Raw genomic sequence first — 22172 nt, 5'->3', positions numbered from 1 at the left:
CTGATTAGCTGTGTCGGCTGGGGCGCTTCAGCCATTCTTTCAGAATTTTGGAGCTTCTGTGACGTAGTTGGCACGGAAACGCCCGAAGGGGCCGAAAGCGCACGGCTCGGGAAGTCCGCGCAGATCCCTGTGCAGGCTGGCGGCCGGTCGGCAAACGTTCAGCTTACACCGGTAGAATCGTCGCTGAACTGTCTGTGAGGAGCCCCGGTGTTTGGCTTGACCATTTTGGACCTGGTGTTGGTTGTGGCGCTCTTGTCCTACCTGATTCACGGTCTTCGCAACGGCTTCCTTGTGACGCTCGGAGGCATCGCGGGATTCGCGGCAGGCGCCGTCGCCGCCTTCGTCTCCGTGCCCATCGTCAGCGGCCTAGTGGAGGACAGCGGCTGGCGCCTGACGGCGATCGTTGCCACGGCGGTCCTTCTGATGATCGTAGGCAACGGCCTCGGCACCATGATCGGGCGGCGAATCCGCAGCGTGGTCCCGTTCAGCCCCCTGCGGGCGGCGGACCGCCTCGTGGGCGGAGGCGTGAACGTGGTGGTGTCCGCCCTCGTGATGTCGATGCTGGCGTTCAGCATCGGGGCCCTCGGTGTGCCGTTGGTGTCCCAACAGCTCGCGGAATCCAAAGTCATCAGGTTCATCGACGGCGTGACGCCGATGCCGGTCAAGGCATCAATGGCGCAGCTGCGTTCCGCCGTGATCGGCGAGGGAATCCCCACCCTGCTGGACGGCTTCGGCCAGAGCCAGCCCGTTGCCGTTCCGGACACCAGCACGGACACACCGGCGCTGAACAAGGCCGCCGCGTCCGTGCTCAAGATCGCCGGAACCGCCTACCAGTGCGGCCAAAACCAGACCGGAACAGGCTTCGTGGTCGCCCCCGGGCGCGTGGTGACCAACGCCCATGTGGTCGCCGGGGTCGACGAACCGGTGGTGGAAACGCCCGGTGGCCGCGCACTGCCTGGGCGCGTCGTGTACTTTGACTCCCAGCACGACCTCGCCGTCGTGGCCGTTGACGGTCTGCGCTCGGAACCCTTGGCGCTGGCTGCCGACCTGCCGTCCGGCAGCGCCGCGGCCTTTGCCGGCTATCCGCACGGCGGGCCTTTCCAGTCCAAACCAGCCACGGTGCAGGACATCGCCACCGTGCTGGTCCCGGACATCTATGGCAAGAATGCGTCGCCCGAGGACGTCTACCGGCTGGCCGGCGACGTGCAGCCGGGCAACTCCGGGGGTCCGCTCCTGACCATGGACGGGCAGGTGGCGGGGGTGGTCTTTGCCAAGGCCACAACCGAGTCCTCGCTCGGATTTGCGATCACCATGAATGACCTGAGCCCCGTGGCGGCTCAGGCGCCGGGTCTGGGCAGTGCCGTTTCGTCCGGACAGTGCATCAAGAAATGACCAGACTGCCACGCAGGCCCTAGCCACAGTCAGGCTCGAGCCGCACGCAGGCTAGAGCCACTCCAGGCTCTGCCCGTGCGGGCCCGTGATGGCTGCCGGCTGGCCGTCCTGCAGCAGCAGGAACCGGCCGCGGAGCCGGGCGTCATCCATTTCCGGGACCACACTGGACCCGTCTGCCTGCACTACCACCATGAGGCCTTCGTTCGAGAGCCAGTGGCAGCCCCGCTCCGCGGCAAGGTCCGCCATGGTGCGCCGGAACCGGGAGCGGCCGCCGGCATCCAGGTACGCCATGACGGCGCTGTGGAATACCACCAGGGCGGCGTCGGCCGGGGCTCGGCCGGCGCGTTCCACAAGTTGTTCGTTGACGTCGCCGGCCTCCAGCAGCGGCGGCCGTTCCCTGGCAATGGCGGTCGCCTGGCGCAGCCGTTCAAGCCGGAACTCCTGCTCCGGCCAGACGAGGGCTTCGAGCCAGGCGACGTCGGCCGGGTCGCGCACGTCCAGGGGGTTGAGGTCGATCCCGGCACGCCATGCCACCCGGGGACTTTCCGCCGGCAGCGGCACCGGGCCCGCGGTGAGGCAGCGCAGGACCGGAAACGTGCCAGGCTGGGCGCCATCCGGAACCAGCCGCGTCGTCCTTGCTTCCGCCGCCGGGTCCGCCGCCGACTCATCCGGTGCCCCCGCCCCGGTGTCGACAAACTCGTAACCGTAGCGGTCAGGGAACAGTGCCAGCCCCGCCGAGGCGCCCACCTCGATGAGGGCCAGCGGCCGGCCCTCTGCCGCGGAAATCTGCGCGAGTGAGGGCAGCAGGGTGGCGCAGCGTCCGGCCTCGTTCGTCTGCGTGGAACGGGACAGCACGATTTCCGAGACCGCGTCCCAGTGATGGTCCAGGAACCTCCGGAAATCGCGGTAAGGGCTGATCTGCGCGCCGAGGAACCGGGCCGCGGCGACGATCAGCAGCGGCTGGCGCTTGTTGTGCGGCCACTGATCAATCCGCCGAATCACCTCGGCGTCCCCGGCGATCCCCACGGACCACGCGGCATAGCAGGGGGAGGAACCGGGGGCGTCGACCGTGCCGAAGTGCCGGTACCACTGCGCTGTGTCTGTAGCCGTAGCCGCGCCCGGTGCTGTGTCCGAAGCAGCGCCCGTGGCCGGGTCCGGAACTGCGGATGCTTCCGCCGCCGCGGGTTCCGCGGGGGGACATGCTCAGTCCCCGGCCGCGTGCAGCCCGGCGAGGTATTCCACCGCGAAGCGGTAGCCCAGGATCCCGGCGCCGGCGATCACGGCCTTGCTGATGTCCGAAAGGTAGGAATGGTGCCGGAAAGGCTCGCGGGCGTGAACATTGGTGATGTGCACCTCGACCGTCGGCAGGGCAACAGCGGAAATGGCGTCCCGGATGGCCACGGACGTGTGCGTGTAGGCGCCGGCGTTGAGCACGATTCCCACCGCCTTCCCGCGGGCGGCGTGGATGGCGTCCACGAGGGCCCCTTCATGGTTGGACTGGAAGCACTCGACGTCCAGGCCGTGCGCGGCACCGGCGTCTTTGGCGAGCTGTTCGACGTCGGCCAGCGTCGCCGTCCCGTATTTCTCGGGCTCGCGGGTGCCAAGCAGGTTCAAATTGGGTCCGTTGAGAACCAGGATGGTGCCGCGACCGGCAGCGGTGGCGGAGGTGGCTTCAGTCATGTCTGCAAATCTATCGCGCCGCGGCCCGCCCGCGCCGTTCGTTACTGCCAATCGGTTCGTTACTGACGCATTCCTCGCTTCTGCGGATGTTCCCGCCGCGGCCGCGTCGACAGACAGGACCAACGACGACGGCGGCGCGGCCCACCGCGGTGGGCGGCGCCGCCGTCGGACAAACAGGCCAGCCAAACACCGCCGACGAACCCCCATCGGAACGAGCCGGCTATTTCTTCAGTGACTGGGCGATCTGGGYCATGACCGTGTTGTCTGCCAGGGTGGTCGCGTCGCCAACTTCGCGGCCTTCGGCGACGTCCTTGAGCAGGCGGCGCATGATTTTGCCGGACCGGGTTTTGGGCAGTTCGGGGACCACGAGGATGATCTTGGGCTTGGCGATCGGGCCGATTTCCTTCCCCACATGGTTGCGGAGCTCCTGGACGGTCGCGTCGCCGGTGTCCGTGGCGTCGGCGCGGAGGATCACGAAGGCGACGACGGCCTGGCCGGTGGTCTCGTCCGCGGCTCCGACGACGGCGGCTTCGGCAACAGCGGGGTGGGAGACGAGGGCGGATTCGATTTCGGCGGTGGAGAGGCGGTGGCCGGAAATGTTCATCACGTCATCCACGCGGCCCAGCAGCCAGATGTCGCCGTCCTCGTCCTTCTTGGCGCCGTCGCCGGCGAAGTACATGGTCTCGAAGCGGGACCAGTACGTGTCCTTGAACCGCTCCGGGTCGCCCCAGATCCCGCGCAGCATGGCAGGCCAGGGTTCGCGGATCACCAGGAAGCCGCCGTGGCCGTTGGGTACGGATTCGCCGAGTTCGTCCACGACGTCCACGGCGATGCCCGGCAGCGGGACCTGGGCCGAGCCGGGCTTGGTGGCCGTGACGCCGGGCAGCGGGGCGATCATCTGCGCCCCGGTCTCGGTCTGCCACCAGGTGTCCACGATCGGCGCGGGCTGCTCCTTGCGTTCGCCGTTCTTGCCGGCGTTGCCGCCGATGACCTCGCGGTACCACATCCAGGCTTCGGGGTTGATGGGTTCGCCGACGGAACCGAGGACCCGGATCGAGGAGAGGTCGGACTTGGCCGGGATGTCCTTGCCCCACTTCATGAAGGTGCGGATCGCGGTGGGGGCGGTGTAGAGGATGGAGACCTTGTACTTCTCCACGATTTCCCACCAGCGGCCCTGGTGCGGGGAATCCGGGGTGCCCTCATACATGACCTGGGTGGCGCCGTTGATCAGCGGGGCATAGGCGACATAGGAGTGCCCGGTGATCCAGCCGACGTCGGCGGTGCACCAGTAGACGTCGGTCTCCGGGTGGAGGTCAAAGACCGCCTTGTGCGTGTAGGCGCCCTGGGTGAGGTAGCCGCCGGTGGTGTGCAGGATGCCCTTGGGCTTGCCCGTCGTGCCGGAGGTGTAGAGGATGAAGAGCGGATGTTCGGAGTCGTGCCCGACGGCGGTGTGCTCGGCGGACGCGGCGCCGACGGTGTCGGCCCACCAGTGGTCCCGGCCCTCGTGCCAGTCCACATCCTGGCCGTTGCGCTTGACCACCACGACGTTCYGCACGGTGTGTCCGGTGCCGTCACCCTCGTGGGACAACGCGTCGTCGACGGCCGGCTTCAGCGCGCTGGGCTTGCCGCGGCGGTACGTGCCGTCGGCCGTGACCACGAGCTTGGCCTCGGCGTCGTCGATCCGGGAGCGCAGGGCTTCGGCGGAGAAGCCGCCGAAGACCACGGAGTGGATCGCGCCGATCCGGGCGCAGGCCAGCAGGGTGATGACGGCCTCGGGAATCATGGGCAGGTACACGGCCACCCGGTCGCCCTTGGCCACGCCGAGGGACTCGAACGCGTTCGCGGCCTTCTTCACCTCCTCGGTCAGCTGCGCGTAGGTGTAGGTGCGGGTGTCGCCGGGCTCGCCCTCGAAGTAGATGGCCACCCGGTCCCCGTTGCCGGCCTCGACGTGCCGGTCCAGGGCGTTGTAGGCCGCGTTGACCTCGCCGCCGACGAACCACTTCGCGAACGGCGGATCGGACCAGTCCAGCGCCTGGGTGAAGTCCCTGGACCAGCTCAGCAGCTCCCGGGCCTGCTTCGCCCAGAACGCGGGACGGTCGGCGTCGGCCTCGGCGTAATCGGCGGCGGTGACCACTGCGTTCGCGGCGAACTCGGCGGACGGCGCGAAACGGCGGTTCTCCTGCGACAGGTTTTCGAAGGCATCGCCCTGGGTCATCTGCGTGRCCATGGAGCCGGGTGTCTGCTGGGACATGGTGAACCTCATCATTCATCGATCCGGGCTGCGCGGCCGTGCCCGTCACCGTCGCGCCGGGCCGCTTGCGCGACGTCGGGCGGCGGCAGACGGCGGCAGTGCCGCCAGCGCTGTCTGGAATCAACACTAATACTTGGGTCCGACCAAACGTGCGCCCCGTCACAAACAGCTCCGTGAGCGGTGTTCCTTAAGCGCCGAGTGGTCTGTCCCCGGGGCCGGACGGCGAGCCGGGGCAAGCGCCCGGGATTCGGAAATCTGGGGAATTCTGCTGCGTCCGCCCTCGGCTTGTCAGCTAGTGATCGGCCATTCACTTGGCTAGGCTGAGATGAAGTTGTGACATCCGATGGAGGCGACTGGACCGCTGGCGGTCCTGTCCTTGCCTGCCGTTAGACGGCGCTGTCCAGGGCGCCGCCATGCTAAGGAGATACGGAATGAACGAGCAAGACAACGGGCAGCTCCGGGCGCCCGCCCAGAACCAGGGTGGAACGGCGCAGCCGGGGCCCGCCGGGTTCGGGGATGCGCCACGCTTCACGGTGGACAAGAAGACCGGGAAGAAGAACGAAGCCGTCCTCGGCCCGTTCACCATCCGTGACCTCACCGTTTTCGGCTCCACACTGCTTCTTTTCATCGCCTCACTGATTCCGATGTTTGCCTTCGCCTACAACCTCTGGAACCTGGGCAGCCTCTTCTTCCTGGGCCTGGGCATCGTGCTGCCGCTCATTGTCACTGCGTTGTTCGTGGCCCGCCGCCTCAGCCCGTCGACCAAGATCCGGATCGGATCCCTGTCGATCGACCAGTTCGCGTCCGTTGTAGCGTCGTTCACGCTGGCCTTCTTTTTCCTCGCCGCCGCCGGGGCGTTCGTGCCGAGCATGCTGATCGCGCTCCTGGGCGCTTTGGGGCTCTTCGCCGCCACGGTGCTGGGCCGCTGGATCCCGTTCTTTGCCGGCGACTTCCTGGGCCGGGAGGACGCGCCTGCCCACGTGGTTGCCCGCGAAGCTGTTGTCCCGGTGCGAAAGCCCCGGGCACCGAAGTCGCCGAAGCAACCGAAGCAGCCGAAGGAATCCAAATTGACCAAGGACGCTGCGGGTGAGGGCGCAGCCGGGGCGGCCGCTTCTCTGGCGGCCGCATCCGGCCCGGTTGCGTCCCGCCCGGTCGCTTCCGGCGAGGCCGCTTCCGGCGCGGCCGCGGGCTGGGCCAAGCGCCCGGCAACCGGCAGCCAGGCTGCCACGCCGGCGGCAACCACACCTGCCGGGACCCCTGCCGGGGCATCTTCGGTGGGTGCGGCGTCCGCGGCAGCCCCCAGCGCTGCGGTCTCCGGTGCACCGGAGACCCAGATCTCGGGCGTTGTGCCAGCCGCCGGCCCGGCTGCCCCGGCATCTACGGATTCATCGACGGCCCCGACGCAGGCCCCGGCTCCGGAGTCTGCTCCGTCCGCCGCGGACAAGACCCGGACCGCCGGCGTCCCTGCTGCCGCCGCCGCCGGTGCCGCCGCCGCTGGTGCCGCTGCACAGACGGCTCCCGCCGCGGAACAGACCCAGGCCGCCGGCGTGCCGGCCGCCACCGGCGGCAGCGCCCCCACTACAGTCAACCCCCAGGTCCGGCCGCAGGAACAGGCCCGGCCGCAGGAACCCATCGGCGCAACCGTTGATCCCGCCAGCCGGCCCGCGGAGGACGATGTCCACCCCGTTCACGAGGCCTTCTGGTTCGCCGTCGCGCAGCCCCGCACCGCCATCGATGTGCGCACCGGTGCCCCGGCGTTCGTCATTGAACCCGGCGGCTGGGTCCTTGCCCTGGAGGACCGCGGCAACGAGTTCCTGGTCCAGCACACCGACGGCCGGCTCGGCCTTTTGCGGGACCTCAGCAACATCGAACGCGGTTAGTCCGCCGCCGTGACCACGGAATCCGGCAGCCCGGAATCCGGCACCCCGATCCCGGGGAGCGCCAAGCCGGGTGCGCCGCGGGCGTCGGGGGAGTCAATGCTGGCGCTCAAGCGCCGCGCGCGCCGGATCAACCGGGAACTCGCGGAGCAGTACCCCTACGCCCACGCGGAGCTGGACTTCCGCACGCCGTTCGAGCTCGTGATAGCCACCGTGCTGTCCGCGCAGACCACGGACGTGCTGGTCAACCAGATCACGCCCCTGCTGTTCGCGCGCTACCCGGATGCGCGGCGGATGGCGGAGGCGGATCCGGCCGAGCTGGAGGCCATTATCAAGCCCACCGGCTTCTTTCGTGCCAAGGCCAGAAATCTCCTGGCGCTGTGCACCCGGCTGGTGGACGAGTACGACGGCGAGGTGCCGGGCCGGCTCGCGGACCTGGTGACGCTGCCCGGCGTCGGGCGGAAAACCGCGAACGTCGTGCTGGGCAATGCCTTCGGCATTCCGGGCATCACGGTGGACACCCACTTCGGCCGGCTGGCCCGGCGCTTCAGCTGGACCGAGTCGGATGATCCGGTCCGGATCGAGTCGGACGTCGCGGAGCTGTTCGAGCCGAAGGACTGGACCATGCTCTCGCACCGCGTCGTCTTTCACGGCCGCCGCGTCTGCCATTCCCGGAAGCCGGCGTGCGGGGCCTGCGCGGTGGCCAATTGGTGCCCCAGCTACGGCATGGGGGAAACCGACCCGGAGAAGGCAAAGAAACTGCTGAAGTACGAACTCGCCCCGGGCCAGGAGCAACTGCTGGCCCGGCTGCTGGCCGAGACGCACCGCGCCGCGGAAATCCGGATGGACTCGCAGAGGAAACAGCCGTGACCGCGCGCCAGGACCTCGTCGACCTCGTTGCCGCGGTGGAGGCGGGCACGGCGCCGGCCCCGGATCCGCGCTGGCGGGAACTCGCCGTCGAACCCGGCGAGCGGATCCGTAGGGCAGCGGTGCTCATGCTCTTTGGTGCGCTGGACAATGTCCCCGCAGTGTCCGAGAAGTTGCTGGCTCCGGCCGATTTGGACGTGCTGCTGCTGCAGCGGGCCCAAACGCTGGAGGACCATCCCGGGCAGGTGGCGTTTCCCGGCGGCGGCATCGATCCAGGTGAGTCCGTGGTGGGCGCGGCCCTCCGCGAGGCGGAGGAGGAGACTGGGCTGAACCCTGCGGGGGTGGACGTGCTCGGCGTGATGCCTGAACTGGCCCTGCCCCGGGGCAATTTCCTGGTCACACCGGTCCTGGCCTGGTGGGCTGCCCAGTCGCCGGTCCGGGTGGTCGACTACGGTGAATCCGCGCAGGTGTTCCGGGTCCCGGTCAGGGACCTGCTGGACCCGGACAATCGGGTGATGGCCACGGTCAGCCGGGCCGGCCAGACATTCCAGAGCCCAGCCTTCACCGTCAACGGCGTCGTGGTGTGGGGTTTTACCGGGATGATCCTGAACCAGCTTTTTGAACAGCTGGGCTGGGCCGTGCCGTGGGACCGCGCGCGGCTCTACGGAATTGATGTGTGAAGCCCGCACGGCGCCGGCCTGCCGGCCGGGCAGCAACGGGGTTGCTGCCGCCTAGCCGGCAGCCACCGGGCTGCCCGCCAGAGGAGCCATCGCCCGTCCTCCCGACCTGCTGGAGGCGACCCGCCTGTGAGCGCCGGAATGATCCACAACCAGGCCGGTCGCGGCGTTCTCGCGCACGGCGTTGATGCCCGCCGCTGCGCTCTTGATGGAGCTGAAGAGCGGGGACACGGCCACTACCGTGCCATCCGCCGCCGTCAACCTGAAGAAATAAGCCTTGTCGCCAGCTTGCGCGATCTCAAAAATGCCAGCCAAACCTGTGCCTCCCCAATATCCTTGCGTCTTTGCAATAGCCGGCGGATCGTACGGGAAATCACCGGCCTTTCCGAGAGTAGCCCGGTGACGGAGCACACACAACGCTACCGACGGGTACGTTACAGGCGGTGACTTCGGTCACTCATTTGGCGTTGTCGTACGAGTCGACGACGGCCACGCTGACCGGAAATTCCACCGGAATGCGGCCGAACAAGAGCTCTTTCGCGGCATTTGCGGAGTCTTCGATCGCTTTGATGCAATCTGCGACCGCACTTTCGGGGCAGTGCACCATCACCTCGTCGTGGAGGAAGAACACCAGTTCGCCGGCAGCTGCGCCTTCCGCCCGTATGGCGCGAAGCCGGCGTCGCAGTTCCGCGAGCCAGCATGCCGCCCAGTCGGCGGCCGAGCCCTGGACCACAAAGTTTCGGGTGAAGCGGCCGCGAGAGCGTGCGATCGAGTCCGCCCGGCGCTGTTCTTCCGCGGTCGTGGAGTGCTGGCTCTGCAGCCAGCGCTCCGACGGCGGCGGGCTGCTCCGGCCCAGGCGCGAAGTCACGGTCCTGCCGGCTTCGCCGTCGCGGGCAGCCTGCTCGACGAAGCCCACGGCGCGGGGGTAGGTGCGGGCCAGCTGGGGCATCAGCCGGCCGGACTCGCCCGTGGTCGCCCCGTAGATGGCCCCAAGGAGGGCCACCTTCGCCTTCGCCCGGTCGCCGCCGAAGCCTTGGGCGGCAATGCCGGCATAGAGGTCCTTGTCCCGGGCGGCTTCGGCCATTTTGGAATCCTGGGCCAGCGCCACGAGCACGCGCGGTTCCAGTTGCGAGGCGTCGGCAACGATCAGTTTGTGGCCGGGATCGGCGTGGACCGCGCCGCGGACCTGGCGCGGGATTTGCAGCGCCCCGCCGCCCCGCGACGCCCACCGGCCCGAGACCACGCCGCCCACCACGTACTCAGGCTGGAACCTGCCGTGCTTCACCCAGGTATCAAGCCACGCCCAGCCGTTGGCCGCGTGAAGACGGGCCAGCTTCTTGTAGGCCAGCAGCGGCACGATCACGGGGTGGCTGGATTCTTTCAGCTCCCATTGGCGGGTGGTTTTCACTTCGATGCCGTTGCGGTGCAGGGCGCGCATGAGCTCCTGCGGGGAGTCCGGGTTCAGCGCGGGCGACTTCAGCAGCAGCCTTAGTTCGGCCGTGAGCGATTCGAGTTTGGCCGGACGCTGACCGGGAGCCGGGCGGGGTCCGAGGTGTTCCGCGAGAATCTGCTCGTGGAGTTCCTCCCGCCACGGGACGCCGGTGTGCTGCATTTCGGCGGCGATCATGGCTCCGGCGGATTCCGCCGCGAGCAGCAGCTGGAGCCGTTGGCGCCGGCCGGCGTCAGGGACGATGACCGTGCCGGAGGCGGTTCCGGGCGCAGGTCCCGCCTGGCGAAGGGCCTCCTGCTGCGCGGCGTACTCAGCCCGGAGAGCCTCAAGGGATTGGCCGGGACGCTGGCCGGAGGCCGGGGCATCAAACAGGGCCCCTTGTTCCGGCGGCGGGGCAGGAGGCTGCAGCCCCCGCGGTGGCTGGTGCAGCTCGTCGTCCTGTGTCAGCTTCTCCGCCGCCTGCGCGTAGCCGGTGTGGGCGGTGAACTCCGAGTGGGCCAGGATCGAACCGCACAAGGTGAGGTCGTAGCAGCGCTCGAGTTCCACCCCGGCGCGCAGCAACGCGGGATACCAGTCCTGAGTACGGTGCCAGATCCAGCGCGGGTGCCGCTCCTCAAGTTCGCGCACAATTCCGGCGAGGGCGCCGGGCCTGACCACGCGGGGTTCCGGATCGGAGGGTTCGGGGGCGCCATCGGCCGTGAGGTGCTGCAGTGCCGCGCCGTCGGCGTGGGCAGCGAGCAGCAGATACATAGGGTCAATTCTGCCCTGCTCCGGGACGTGGTCCGTGCTCGGTCGCCGGCCGCGGTGCAGGAAGGACGCCGGAGTTGTCCACATAGCCCACGACGGCGGTTCCGCTGCGGTCCCGGCCCGGGCACAGTGGCAGCATGAACAGGCACCAGCACCGTGGTCCAGGCTCACCGCCACCGCCGCCGCGGGCGCATGAGCCCTGGACCCCCGGGGATTCCGCGGAAATCCTGCTCGTAACCGGCGCCGATGTGCTGCGCGGCGAGGTGGAACGCATCGTCGCAGCAGCCGGGGGCCAGCTGCGGACGGTGCAGGACGTTGCCGAGGCCGCGCCGTTCTGGGACGCCGCGGCCGCCGTGCTGGTGGGCAGCGACATCCGCGGGTTGCCGCCCCGGCGGAGGCCCCCTGCCGTGATGATCGGCCTCGAAGGTGACGGGGAAGGGTTATGGCATCTGGCCGCCGCCGTCGGGGCCGAACGCGTCGCGGTGTTGCCGGACGCGGCCGCCTGGCTGGCGGAATACCTGAGCCGGTCCCGCGCCCCGGAAGCCGGCGGACTGGTGCTGGGTCTCACCGGCGGCTGCGGCGGTGCCGGGGCCACGACCGCCGCCATCTGGATCGCGCAGGCCGCCGCCGGGGCCGGGATCCGGGTGCTGCTGATCGACGGCGACCCCCGGGGCGGGGGCCTGGAACTGGCGCTGGCCGCCGAGGAAACCCACGGGCTCCGCTGGCCGGATCTGGCCGGGGTGAGCGGCAGTATCGACCCCGCCCAGCTGGAGGAGTCGCTGCCGATCGCCGGTGGATTCTCCTTCCTATCGTGGCCGGGAACCCGTGACAAAGCCGCCGGGGTGGACGCGACCACCGTGGCCGCGGTTCTTGACGCCGCCCGCCGCGGCTGCGAATTGGTGGTGCTGGATATCGGCCGGGAACGGGAAGCTTTGCGGGCCTTCGCCGGCGAATGCGACCGGATCATCGTCGTGGCGCCCGCCCGGCTGCGGGCCGCCGTCGCCACGGCCTGGCTGCTGCAGGAGCTTCCACCCGTGGACACTGCGCTCGTGGTCCGGGCCAGTCGCGGCGCCGCTTTGGATGCGCCGCTGATCGCCGGCTCCGTGGGGCTTGTCCTTCAGGGCATCATGCCGGACATCAGGGATCTGGCCGGGGCAACGGAACTCGGCCGCCTTCTCGAAACCGGCCGGCACCGCGCCGTCCGCCGGTTCGCGGCCGGACTCCTTGAGCTGAACGGCGGAGGCGACCCATGAGTGCCCACGCGGCCGCAGAACCGGCCGGACCGGAACGTCCGGCCCGGCGGGCACCGGGTCGCCGCCGCTCGCAGGGATTTCTCGACCAGACGCTGCTGGAGTCCGTGCGCGAGTCCGTCATGGCCGATGCCTCCCCGGTGACCCCCTCAAGGGTCGCGGCTGCGGTCCAGGCGAGCGGGCGGCTGCTCGGCACGGCCGGCGCCCTGGCCGCAGTGGAGAGCATCAGCGCGGAATTGAACGGCCTGGGCCCCCTGCAACCCCTCACCCGCGATCCCGCCGTGACAGACATCTTTGTCAACGGGCCGGACTCGGTCTGGTTGGACCGCGGCAGCGGTCTGGAAAAGGTGCCGGTCTTCTTCTCCGGGGAACAGCAGATCCGCGCCCTTGCCGCGAGGCTGGTGGCAGCCGGTGGCCGCCGCCTGGACGACGGTTCGCCATGCGTCGATGTCCGGCTCGACGGCGGCTACCGGGTGCACGCGGTGCTGCCGCCCATTTCCACGGCCGGGACACTCCTGAGCGTGCGGATCCGCCGGGCCACGGTCTTCTCCATGCCAGAGCTGAAGCGCGCCGGCATGTTCGGGGCCGGGACGCCCGGGAGCCTGGTCCAGTCAGTACTCGAACGCATGGTGGCGGCCAGGCTGAGCTTCCTCATCAGCGGGGCCACCGGTTCGGGGAAGACCACGTTACTGGCGACGCTGCTGGGATTGTGCCACCCGGGGGAGAGACTCGTCCTGATTGAGGACGCCGCAGAATTGAATCCCGTCCACCCGCACGTCGTCTCGCTGGAATCCCGGCACGGAAACCTGGAAGGCGGTGGTGCCGTCGACTTGGGCGAACTGGTCCGCCAGGCCCTCAGGATGCGGCCGGACCGGCTGGTGGTGGGCGAATGCCGCGGCGCCGAGGTCCGCGAGCTGCTCTCGGCGATGAACACCGGACACACCGGAGGCGGCGGGACCATCCACGCGAATGAGGCGGCGGCTGTGCCTGCCCGGCTGGCGGCCCTCGGCGCGCTCGCCGGCATGGGCCAGGACGCTGTACGGCTGCAGGTCGCCAGCGCCATCGACGTCGTCGTGCACGTCGAGCGGACTGAATCGGGCCGCCAAGTGGCGAGCGTTGGAATCATGGAGGTCCAAGACTCGGGCCTGGTTGTCGCCGCCGCACTGGAGATCCAACAGCGCGAGCTCCGCTTCGGCGGAGCCTGGCCGCTGCTGGCGCGCCGTCTCGGCCTGGATCCCGGGTTGGCCGGGGCGGACCCCTCCGAACTGCAGGCGGCCCCGCCGGCAGGACGGACGCCGGGTTCCGGCCGCGAATCCCTCCAGCCCTGGCCGCGGCGATGACCGTCTTCCTCATCGTCGTTTCGGTCCTGGCCGTGTGGTTGGCCTTTCCCACCCCGCGCGCGGCCGGCCATCGTACCTGCAGGGCCTTGCACGCCGCGGGCACGCGAGCTCCCGCGGCCTACGGGTCGCCGGGATCACGCCCAGGACGAGCCGTCGGGGACATGACCCGTTGGCGCGGCGGGGGATCCGCCGATGCCGGGGCCGTCCCCATGACAGTCCTGGTCCAACAGTTGGCCGCGCTGCTGAAGGGAGGGCGCATCCCCGCCCGGCTGTGGGATGAACTGTGGGCCCTCTACGGCGGTGACGCCGCGCGGGACGGGCCGGCGGCCCAGGCGGCAGTTCACAGCGCCGGCCAGCCCCGCGGCGCAAACGGCGCCGGAACGGTCCTCGGCCCGGAGTCCCGCAGGATCCTCGCAGCCGCGCGTGCCGCCGCCCGGCGCGGGTCCTCCGTGGCCGCGGCCATCCGCCGCGAGGTCTCCGCGGTTTCTGCCGGTGCGGGCGCCGTCATCACGGTCACCGGGGGTGCCGTCGGCATCCGGGCCCGCCGCGACGTGCGCGTGTGGGGCGAGCTCGCCGCATGTTTTGACACCGCTGAAGCCAGCGGTTGCCCCCTGGCCGATGTCCTGGCGCGCTTTGCCGCCCACCTTGAAACGGAGGACGACGCCGAGGCGGCTCGGCAGACGGCCTTGGCGGGGCCCCGCGCAACCGTTCGTCTGCTGACCTGGCTGCCCCTGTCGGGCCTGGGCCTCGGCCTGTTGCTCGGCGTGGACCCGGTAGCCACACTGCTGGGAAATCCTTGGGGCCTGGCGGCGTTGGCCGCAGGCGTGGCGCTGACCGCCGTCGGCCGGTTGTGGTCCGCAAGGCTCGTCCGCGCCGCGGCGGAAGCACCAACGTGACGCCGCGGTCGTCGCCGTGAGGCCCGAACTTGCCGGTTTCGTGATGGCAGCGAGCCTTGCCGGGGCAGCCGCCGTCGTCCTCGCCCGCCCGGGCCGTGTCCGCCGGCGGCTCCGGCGCCAGCTTCGGGCGCCTGCTGGCGGGGCCGCCCGGCGCCCGACGGTCCACGACGCCGGCCGGCACGGCCTCCAGGGCCTGCGGGACACCGCCATGATGCTGGAACTGATCGGCGCCATGCTGGATACGGGAGCCGGACTTGGCCGGTCCCTCGACCTAGTGGCCGCCCTCATGCCACCGGAACTCGGGCGGCAGCTTCGGCCGGTTGTGTCAGCCCTCGCAATCGGTGCGGACTGGGGCACGGCATGGCGCAGTTCCGGTGCCCGGGCGCCCCAACTTCAGGCCCTGCGCGACGCTCTTTCCTTCGCTGCGCTTACCGGCGCCCCCTCCTCAGCGCTCCTCTATGCCCAGGCTGCCCGGCTTCGCCGCGAACGCAACAGGGCCGCCGAGCAGCGCGCGGCCGCGCTCGGGGTGAAACTCGTGGTGCCGCTGGGCCTGTGCTCCCTGCCGGCGTTCGTCTGCCTCGGCGTCGTGCCCGTGCTCCTCGGGCTGCTTCCGGCGTGATGCCGGCAGCCCGGGGATCACCCCGGGCCCAAGGTTTATTCAAGTTGCTGGGGGATACCTTTGGGGCAGGCACCGTCGGAGTATGAGCGGTCTCGTGCGTCGGCTTCTCACAGCACCTCCTTGGCGCCTCGAATCCCGGGGTATCCGGGGTCTCGTACTAACTGGGAGCCATGCCAGGGGGGCAGATCAATGATTCGACTGTATAAAGTGGGCGTGATTGCAGCGCTCAACCTACTAGTGTTGACCGGTTTGGCGGTCGGTGCCAGTCCGGCGTCCGCCGCAGTACCGACCTGTCAGCCGGGAGCACCCCAACCGACCAACCAATACCCGGGCAAGACGGTGATTGCCACGAACTTCGAGTCCGGAAGCCTCACCACCGCAGGCTTCGCCGCCGCATTCACCGCCGGGACAGGAACGGCCGCTGTCTCCTCGGCCCAGCAGCACTCGGGCCGTTGCTCAGCCTATGTTCACGTCACCACGGATGCCGGGTCGGTGGCCAATTTTTCCGCACCACTTCCTGCCGGAAACAACGAGGTCTATGCCGACGGCTGGTTCAACATCACCAAAGAGGGCGTCGCCGGCAACAACGTCCCGTACTTCCGCTTCTTCAACGGGACTACCCGGTTCATAGACGTCTACCGATCCAACGGCGGCGTCGGCCCAATGTGGCTGCGGGTCGCGGCGCCCGACGGAACCCTCCGCTACACCCCGATGAAAGTCAATGTCCCTCTCGGCACTTGGCACCATATCGTCACGCACGTCGTCGCAAATGGGGCCTCTTCCACGGTCGAGGTGATCTTCGACGGCAAACTCCTGTATTCCAGCAAGCAGATCGCCACGGGCTTTACCGCGGTCACCAAGATGCAACTCGGTGCCGAACACCGGCGGCAGGCAGGCGACAGCTTCATTGACGACGTCGTTATCAAGGCCGGAAAGGCGGCCGCCCAGCTGCCCGGAACGTTTGCCCCGATTGCCCCACAACGATTCCTCGACACCCGGAAAACGGTGCCGGTGGGTGCCGATAAAGCCGTTTCCTTCCAGGTTGCAGGGGCTAATGGGATCCCGGCAAATGTCGCGGCGGTCGTCTTCAACCTGACCGTCACTGAGGCTAAATCCATTGGTTACATCACCGCCTACCCCTCCGGGACAACAAAGCCGGATGCATCCAATGTGAACTTCCGTGCCAACCAAAACGTGCCTAACCTGGTAACGGTCAAGGTGGGTGCGGACGGAAAAGTGGCGCTGTTCAACAGATCCTCCGGCACGACCCACCTCATCGCCGATGTCACCGGCTACTACGTCACGGGGACGCCGGCGACGCCGGGTGCCTTCCAAAGCCTCGCGCCAAAGCGGCTGCTGGACACCCGGTCCACGGCGGCGCTTGCAGGGGATGCCACGGTGTCCCTGCTGGTTAGGGGCACCAACGGCATACCGACAACTGCCTCCGCCGTGGTCTTCAACCTCACCGTGACGGAGCCAACAAGGATCGGATACATTACGGCCTATGCCTCGGGCTCGAAGCGTCCGGACGCGTCCAACCTCAACTTCAACGCAGGGCAGACAGTGCCGAACCTGGTCACGGTCCCCATCGGTGCAGACGGAAGAGTCACGCTGCTCAATCGTTCCTTCGGACGTTCGCACCTGATCGCAGACGTTGCCGGCTACTACCTCGGCGGCACGCCGACGGCCACCGGTGCGTTCAAGGCCACGGGCCCATCCAGGATCCTCGACACACGCCCCGCAGCGGCTGTGCGCCCGGACTCCACAGTGTCCTTCCAGATTGCCGGGACCACGGGAATCCCCGCGAACGTCCTGGGGGCTGTCTTCAACCTGACGGTCGTGGCGCCCCCGTCCATCGGCTACATCACCGCCTACCCGTCCGGCTCGACCCGTCCGGACGCGTCCAACCTGAACTTCTCGGCCCGACAGACTGTAGCGAACCTGGTCTCGGTCCCCGTCGGCTCAGACGGAAAGGTGACGTTGTTCAACCGTTCATCGGGGTCCTCACACCTCATCGCCGACCTCGCGGGATACTTCCTCCCCTAGGAACGCGCGGGTGACCCGCACCAACTGAACCCGAGAGGCTGTCGTCGCAGTACGGACCGCAGCCCCTCGGGTTCAGCCCTGTCTCGGTCCGGGCGAAACGCCGGCGGGCCGGGCACTGCGTTGGACGTCCGTTGGCCGCCCGGAAAGGGCCAGACACTTCTCCTCCACAGGCCGCCACCACGGCAAATTCGGGCACGTTTTCCACTTAGCTGCCATCGGGGCTTATGGCGCGACGTGCAAGCCGGGAGAGTCGAATCAGCCGGCGATCACGCCGGTGTCCCGTGGAAGGAAAGCAGATGTCAACAAATCAGGACACCCCCGCTGCACGTCGCATTGAAGCAGGGGAGGGCGGCGTTGCGGAGGTCTATGAGATCTACCCCGGCGCCAGCTCGGTTGTTCCCGTTCAACCGCGGGGACGCACAGGGCCGCCGGCCTCGCAGGCGGGAATGGCTACCGCTGAATATGCCATCGCAACGCTGGCCGCCGTGGGCTTTGCCGGGGTCCTCGTGTTCATCATGCGCAGCGATGAGGTCCGCGGGTTCCTCCTGAACCTCATCCGGACGGCGCTCACGTTGCCATGAACGGACTCTGGCGCCCCCGGGGGAGCGGCGGCCGGAGAGCGTCGCCGCCAACGGCGGAGTGCCGCGGGGCCGTCACGGCTGAGTTCGCCGTCGCGCTGCCCTCGGTCGTTCTGCTGCTCTCCCTTCTGCTCGCGGGTTCGGCGGCCGGGGTGACGCAGCTCCGCGTTGAGGAAGCGGCCCGCGGCGGTGCCCGGGCGGTGGCGAGGGGAGCCGCGGCCGGCGAAGTCGGTGAGATTGTCCGCCGTCTCGCCGGCGACACGGCGGACTCAGAGGTGACGCACGACGGTGAGTGGCACAGGGTCACCGTTTCCGGCCGCGTCCCCGGGGCCGTTGGCTCCCTGGTTCCCTGGGCCCTCAGCGCCAGCGCGTGGGCGCGTGCGGAGGCCCCCGGCGCGGCACAACGGCCCGGGCTGGATGAGCCCGGACTGCATGGCGTCTCCCGTTCTCCGTGGCAGGGCGGCACATGATGTCACCTGCACCTGCACCTGCACCTGCACCTGCACCTGCACCTGCGCCTGCGCCTGCGCCTGCACCTCCACCTGTCCGTGCACGTGCCCGGGCCCGCGGGCCGCGACACCGGGGCACGGATCCTGCCCACGCCCGGCACCTGTGTACGTCTTCAGAGCGGGGGTCGGGGACCATCCTGGCCCTGGGACTCGGGCTGGTGGTCATCATGGCGTTGGCCCTGCTGCTTCTCTTGGCCGAATCGGCCGTCGCGGCATCGAGGGCTGCGGCGGCCGCCGATCTGGCGGCGCTGGCTGCGGCGGATGCCGCGCGGGGCATCACGTCCGGCGAGCCCTGCGCTGTGGCTCGAGAGGTCGCGCTGAAGAACAGCGCCACCCTGGCTGCCTGTGCTGAAGGACCGGACGACACCGTTCAGGTGCGCACGGAGTTCAGTGCCGGACCGTTCCTCGGGGCGGCCACGGGACTGGCCAGGGCCGGACCGCCCCCTGCGGCCGGGAACGGGCCAGCACCGTGAAAGATGCACCAACTCCGGCGGTCGCCAGAAGCCGCGCATCCGTCTGAGGCCTGGCGTGCCGCCCTGCCGACGCCCGGCTCACACGAACGTACCGCCCCGCCGCCCCGGCTCCCACGAACCCGCCGGCCGCCGCCCTCGAACCTGCCTGACGGCCGCCGCCCACGAACCGGCCGCTGAGACGTGGTCAGGCGCGGAGCGGCTGGGCGGGCTGATCGTCCGGGGCCCCGGCCGCGGCGGCCGTTGTGCCGGGGTTGCCGGCGTGCATGAGGTCGGTGGCGTCTTGGAGCAGCACATCGATCAGTGTGACGGCGGCGTCCTTGTCGAGCGGGTTGTTCTTGTTGCCGCACTTGGGTGACTGGACGCAGGAGGGGCAGCCGGACTCGCATTCGCAGGCCTTGATAGCGTCGCGCGTGGCGGTCAGCCACAACCTCGCCTTGTCGTAGCCGCGTTCGGCGAAGCCGGCCCCGCCGGGATGGCCGTCGTAAACAAAGATGGTGGGCACTCCGGTGTCGGCGTGGATGGCCGTGGACACTCCGCCGATGTCCCAGCGGTCGCTGGAGGCCACAAGCGGAAGGAGTCCGATGGCGGCGTGCTCGGCAGCATGCAGCGCTCCGGGGAACTGTGCCTCGATCAGCCCCGCGCCGGTCAGCGAGCGGTTGTCCACTACAAACCAGACCGCCTTCGTAAACAGGTCCCTGGCGCCCAATTCCAAGGGTTCTTCGCCGAGGATCTCGTTCGAAATTAACGCTTTGCGCTGGAAGGAGACCACCTGGGTTGTCACTTTCACATCGCCGAAATGCACGGCCACGTCGCCCCATTGGGTGGTGCGTTGCGTTTCGAGGACCTCGATCTGGGTCACGTCCCGGGCGGTCGTGTAGTAGTCCGGGTTCGCCCGCCGCACCACCACACAGTGGTCGTCCTCGTTCAGGTCTTCGACCACGTAGCTGTCGCCCTGGTGGACATAGATGGCCCCTGTGTGGGCCTGGTAATGGGTCTGCGGCGAATCCATGGTGCCGAGCAAGGAGCCCGTCTCCGCGTCCACTATGCTCACCGGACCTCCGCCGTCGGCCCGGAGGTTCACCATGGCTGCGGCATTTTGCGGATGGGTCCAAAACCATCCTGCCGGCCGTTTGCGCAGGTAGCCCTGCAGGACCAGGCGGTCCAGCAGCTTCTCAGCGGTGGCCCCGAAGAGCTCCAGTTCGGCGAACCCGAGGGGCAGTTCCGCGGCGGCCGCGCACAGGTGCGGGCCCAGAACGTATGGATTGGAGGGATCGAAGACCGTGGCCTCCACCGACACGTCGAAAATCGCCTCGGGGTGGTTCACTAAGTAGGTGTCCAGCGGGTCGTCGCTGGCCACGAAGGCTGCGATCGCGTCCTGGCCGGCGCGGCCGGCGCGGCCGATCTGCTGGAACAACGACGCGCGGGTGCCCGGCCAGCCAGCGACCAGGACTGCATCGAGACCGGAAATGTCAATGCCCAGCTCCAGCGCGGACGTGCTCGAGACGCCCAACAGTTCACCCGAGCGCAGCGCCTTTTCCAAGGCCCGCCGCTCCTCCGGCAGGTAGCCCGAGCGGTACGCGGCCACACGCTGCGGCAGGCTGGGATCCACCTCGTCGAGGAGGCGTTTGGCGATGGAGGAAATCGACTCTGCCCCGCGCCTGGACTTGATGAACGCAATGGTCCTGGTCCGGGAGGACACCAGGTTGGCCAGCAGGTCGGCGGTCTCGGCGACTGCCGTCCGGCGCTCCTTGGCGCCGTTCTCGCCCCGGAGTTCGGTCAGTGCCGGCTCCCAGAACGCCACGGTGGTGGAGCCGTGGGGCGAGCTGTCTTCGGAAACGGCCTGCACGGGTGCGCCGATCAGCCGGCCGAAGGACTGCCCGGGTTCAGACGCCGTGGCGGACGCCGCGATGAACACCGGTCCGGGATGCGAGCCGCCCGGGCTGTAGTAGGCACAGATCCGACGCAGACGGCGCATGAGGTTTGCCACATGGGAGCCGAAGACGCCGCGGTAGCTGTGGGCTTCGTCCACGATCACGTAGCGGAGGCGCCGGAAGAACCTGGCCCACCAGGCATGGTTCGGGAGAATGCCGAAGTGCAGCATGTCCGGGTTGGCGAGGATGAAGTTCGCGTGGTCCCGGATCCACCGCCGGGACGCGGGATCGGTGTCGCCGTCGTAGGTTTCGGCCCGGACTGTGGGGAGCTTGAGTGCCCTGATCGCTGCCAGCTGGTCGGCGGCGAGCGCCTTGGTCGGGGACAGGTAGAGGGTCACAGCCCCGTCGTCGTGGATTTTCCCGGGATCGGACAGGACCCTGAGCTCGGAACGGTGGATCGCGTCCAAGGCCGGCAGCTGATACGCCAGGGACTTTCCTGACGCGGTGCCGGTGGCAATGACCACGTTCTCTCCGCCGTGGGCCAGTTCGGCGGCCCGGACCTGGTGAAGGTAGGGCTCGTGGATGCCCAGGGAACCGTAAGCTGCCACGAGATCCGGGTGGGACCACTGTGGCCATGGTGCATTGACGGCCTGGCGGGCGGGGATCGTCCGCACATGACGCAGCTGTTCCGGGTCCGGACCTCGGCCCAGCAACGGAATCAAGGACTCATGCGGGTTCACTCACATATTCTTTCATCCGCCCTCAAATCGCCCCCGCCCGGCACGCAGCCCGGCACGCGCTGCGGCTTCGGCGCTGCGGCTCGGCCCGGCACACGCGTTGCCCCGGGCGCAGGCCCGCCGGACGCCCGGCGCTCGCGGCACCTCAGCCCACGGACAGGTCGGCCCCTTCATCGGACGTCGACAACATCAGGACGTGGCACACCTCGCGCCAGCCGAGGTGCGAATAGAGTTTTTGACCGTCCAGCGAGGCGAGCAACAGCCCGGAGTCGACGTCGTGTTCAAACGCCTGGGCTGCCAGGGCCTTCATGATGAAGCTGCCCAGCCCCCGCCGCTGGTAGGCCTCTGACGTCACGATGTTGTCGAAGATGGCGGTATGCCCCACCACAAACACGCGTCCGCTCGCGGCGACGTCCTCGCCGGCGCTGACCACCGCGTGGTGGACGCCGTCGGTCCGGGACGTCTCGAGCTTGAGGTCGTCGTCCGAAAGCCAGGGGTCCTCCGAATCCTGGGTCTCCATGTCCACGATCATCATGGTTTGGGAGGCCGAGGTGACATGCAGCCCGTTCCGCTGCCCCAGCATGGTGTATCGGGCCGCATCGTTGGTGAGGATGGTGAGGACCCGGGCCGGCGCTTCGGCCGTCTTTGCCGCCAGCGCCTCGAACTCCGCGTCGGACGGATCGTAGGCGAAGTACTCCCATTCGTGGGTGGTGTCACCGCGAAAGGCCGCGGGGAACCTGCCCTCCCTGCGCGTCTCATATCCGCGGCAGCCGGCCCATCCGGCAACCCAGATTTCCAGCAGGTGAGTGGTGTCTTCAACCATGGCGTCAAGACTCATGTGATGAGCGTATTCCAGCAGTGCCACAAGCAACAGGGGCCGGGTCGGGGGAAGCCGCTTGCTTATCCAATTGT

The 22172-nt window shown here is 69.0% G+C and carries 18 protein-coding genes and 1 pseudogene; 12 read left to right on the top strand and 7 right to left on the bottom strand.

The window, feature by feature from the left end:
* Positions 1-207 precede the first annotated feature (207 nt).
* The gene (locus tag AC1D0A_RS00310; RefSeq protein WP_243181728.1) at positions 208-1392 is read left to right on the top strand and encodes a MarP family serine protease; all 1185 of its coding nucleotides are present in this window, start codon (positions 208-210) and stop codon (positions 1390-1392) included.
* A gap of 51 nt (positions 1393-1443) precedes the next feature.
* Here AC1D0A_RS00310 and AC1D0A_RS00305 read toward each other — a convergent pair.
* From AC1D0A_RS00305 to acs, 3 genes and pseudogenes are all read right to left on the bottom strand, one after another.
* Positions 1444-2472 (bottom strand): annotated as a pseudogene (locus AC1D0A_RS00305) (DUF2332 domain-containing protein); the annotation flags it as partial.
* Between the two features lie 123 nt (positions 2473-2595).
* Positions 2596-3072 (bottom strand): type II 3-dehydroquinate dehydratase, encoded by a 477-nt coding sequence (gene aroQ, locus AC1D0A_RS00300; RefSeq protein ID WP_028277671.1) that lies wholly within the window; start codon positions 3070-3072, stop codon positions 2596-2598.
* A 220-nt stretch (positions 3073-3292) separates the two neighbouring features.
* Entirely contained in the window at positions 3293-5323 is a 2031-nt protein-coding gene (acs, locus tag AC1D0A_RS00295; RefSeq protein WP_476944932.1) for an acetate--CoA ligase, read from the bottom strand.
* A gap of 431 nt (positions 5324-5754) precedes the next feature.
* Here acs and AC1D0A_RS00290 point away from each other — a divergent pair, with 431 nt between their 5' ends.
* The 3 genes from AC1D0A_RS00290 to AC1D0A_RS00280 all read left to right on the top strand — a co-directional run bounded on the left by AC1D0A_RS00290 (position 5755) and on the right by AC1D0A_RS00280 (position 8747).
* On the top strand, positions 5755-7203 hold the full coding sequence (locus AC1D0A_RS00290; protein WP_476944931.1) for a hypothetical protein: 1449 nt from the start codon (positions 5755-5757) through the stop codon (positions 7201-7203).
* A gap of 96 nt (positions 7204-7299) precedes the next feature.
* Positions 7300-8070 (top strand): endonuclease III, encoded by a 771-nt coding sequence (gene nth, locus AC1D0A_RS00285; RefSeq protein WP_476943144.1) that lies wholly within the window; start codon positions 7300-7302, stop codon positions 8068-8070.
* A complete protein-coding gene (locus tag AC1D0A_RS00280; RefSeq protein ID WP_028278263.1) occupies positions 8067-8747 on the top strand; it encodes an NUDIX hydrolase in 681 nt (226 codons plus the stop codon). Before nth ends, AC1D0A_RS00280 begins: the two co-directional genes overlap by 4 nt.
* A gap of 51 nt (positions 8748-8798) precedes the next feature.
* Here the strand turns inward: AC1D0A_RS00280 and AC1D0A_RS00275 are convergent, their stop codons facing one another.
* Together AC1D0A_RS00275 and AC1D0A_RS00270 are read right to left on the bottom strand one after the other, a co-directional pair.
* Entirely contained in the window at positions 8799-9059 is a 261-nt protein-coding gene (locus AC1D0A_RS00275) for a YegP family protein (protein ID WP_308197265.1), read from the bottom strand.
* A gap of 142 nt (positions 9060-9201) precedes the next feature.
* Complete coding sequence (locus AC1D0A_RS00270; RefSeq protein WP_476943135.1) at positions 9202-10944, bottom strand: bifunctional 3'-5' exonuclease/DNA polymerase; 1743 nt, start codon at positions 10942-10944, stop codon at positions 9202-9204.
* Positions 10945-11078: 134 nt separating this feature from the next.
* On the opposite strand from AC1D0A_RS00270, the gene ssd reads away from it, so the two are divergent.
* The 8 genes from ssd to AC1D0A_RS00230 all read left to right on the top strand — a co-directional run bounded on the left by ssd (position 11079) and on the right by AC1D0A_RS00230 (position 18652).
* On the top strand, positions 11079-12194 hold the full coding sequence (ssd, locus tag AC1D0A_RS00265) for a septum site-determining protein Ssd (protein ID WP_476944930.1): 1116 nt from the start codon (positions 11079-11081) through the stop codon (positions 12192-12194).
* Positions 12191-13531, top strand: coding sequence for a TadA family conjugal transfer-associated ATPase (locus AC1D0A_RS00260; protein ID WP_476944929.1), 1341 nt, complete (start codon positions 12191-12193; stop codon positions 13529-13531). The genes ssd and AC1D0A_RS00260 overlap by 4 nt, the downstream gene beginning before the upstream one ends.
* Positions 13532-13692: 161 nt before the next feature.
* Positions 13693-14427: a hypothetical protein gene (locus AC1D0A_RS00255; RefSeq protein WP_043437054.1), complete on the top strand. Its 735-nt coding sequence runs from the start codon at positions 13693-13695 to the stop codon at positions 14425-14427.
* A 16-nt stretch (positions 14428-14443) separates the two neighbouring features.
* Complete coding sequence (locus AC1D0A_RS00250) at positions 14444-15046, top strand: type II secretion system F family protein (RefSeq protein ID WP_476944928.1); 603 nt, start codon at positions 14444-14446, stop codon at positions 15044-15046.
* A 339-nt stretch (positions 15047-15385) separates the two neighbouring features.
* Positions 15386-17092 (top strand): hypothetical protein, encoded by a 1707-nt coding sequence (locus AC1D0A_RS00245; protein ID WP_243182141.1) that lies wholly within the window; start codon positions 15386-15388, stop codon positions 17090-17092.
* A gap of 254 nt (positions 17093-17346) precedes the next feature.
* A complete protein-coding gene (locus AC1D0A_RS00240) occupies positions 17347-17673 on the top strand; it encodes a DUF4244 domain-containing protein (protein WP_439954156.1) in 327 nt (108 codons plus the stop codon).
* Positions 17670-18140 (top strand): TadE family type IV pilus minor pilin, encoded by a 471-nt coding sequence (locus AC1D0A_RS00235; RefSeq protein ID WP_476943138.1) that lies wholly within the window; start codon positions 17670-17672, stop codon positions 18138-18140. The genes AC1D0A_RS00240 and AC1D0A_RS00235 overlap by 4 nt, the downstream gene beginning before the upstream one ends.
* Positions 18137-18652: an Rv3654c family TadE-like protein gene (locus tag AC1D0A_RS00230; RefSeq protein ID WP_476944927.1), complete on the top strand. Its 516-nt coding sequence runs from the start codon at positions 18137-18139 to the stop codon at positions 18650-18652. Before AC1D0A_RS00235 ends, AC1D0A_RS00230 begins: the two co-directional genes overlap by 4 nt.
* A gap of 184 nt (positions 18653-18836) precedes the next feature.
* On the opposite strand, the gene AC1D0A_RS00225 is transcribed toward AC1D0A_RS00230, so the two are convergent.
* Together AC1D0A_RS00225 and AC1D0A_RS00220 are read right to left on the bottom strand one after the other, a co-directional pair.
* Positions 18837-21263 (bottom strand): DEAD/DEAH box helicase, encoded by a 2427-nt coding sequence (locus AC1D0A_RS00225; RefSeq protein ID WP_243182138.1) that lies wholly within the window; start codon positions 21261-21263, stop codon positions 18837-18839.
* Between the two features lie 142 nt (positions 21264-21405).
* Complete coding sequence (locus tag AC1D0A_RS00220) at positions 21406-22098, bottom strand: GNAT family N-acetyltransferase (protein WP_243182137.1); 693 nt, start codon at positions 22096-22098, stop codon at positions 21406-21408.
* Positions 22099-22172: the final 74 nt, after the last annotated feature.

Source organism: Arthrobacter sp. P1_D4 (assembly GCF_056406115.1).
Note: the sequence above shows the minus strand (reverse complement) of the source record. Positions and strands in the feature narration are given on the sequence as shown.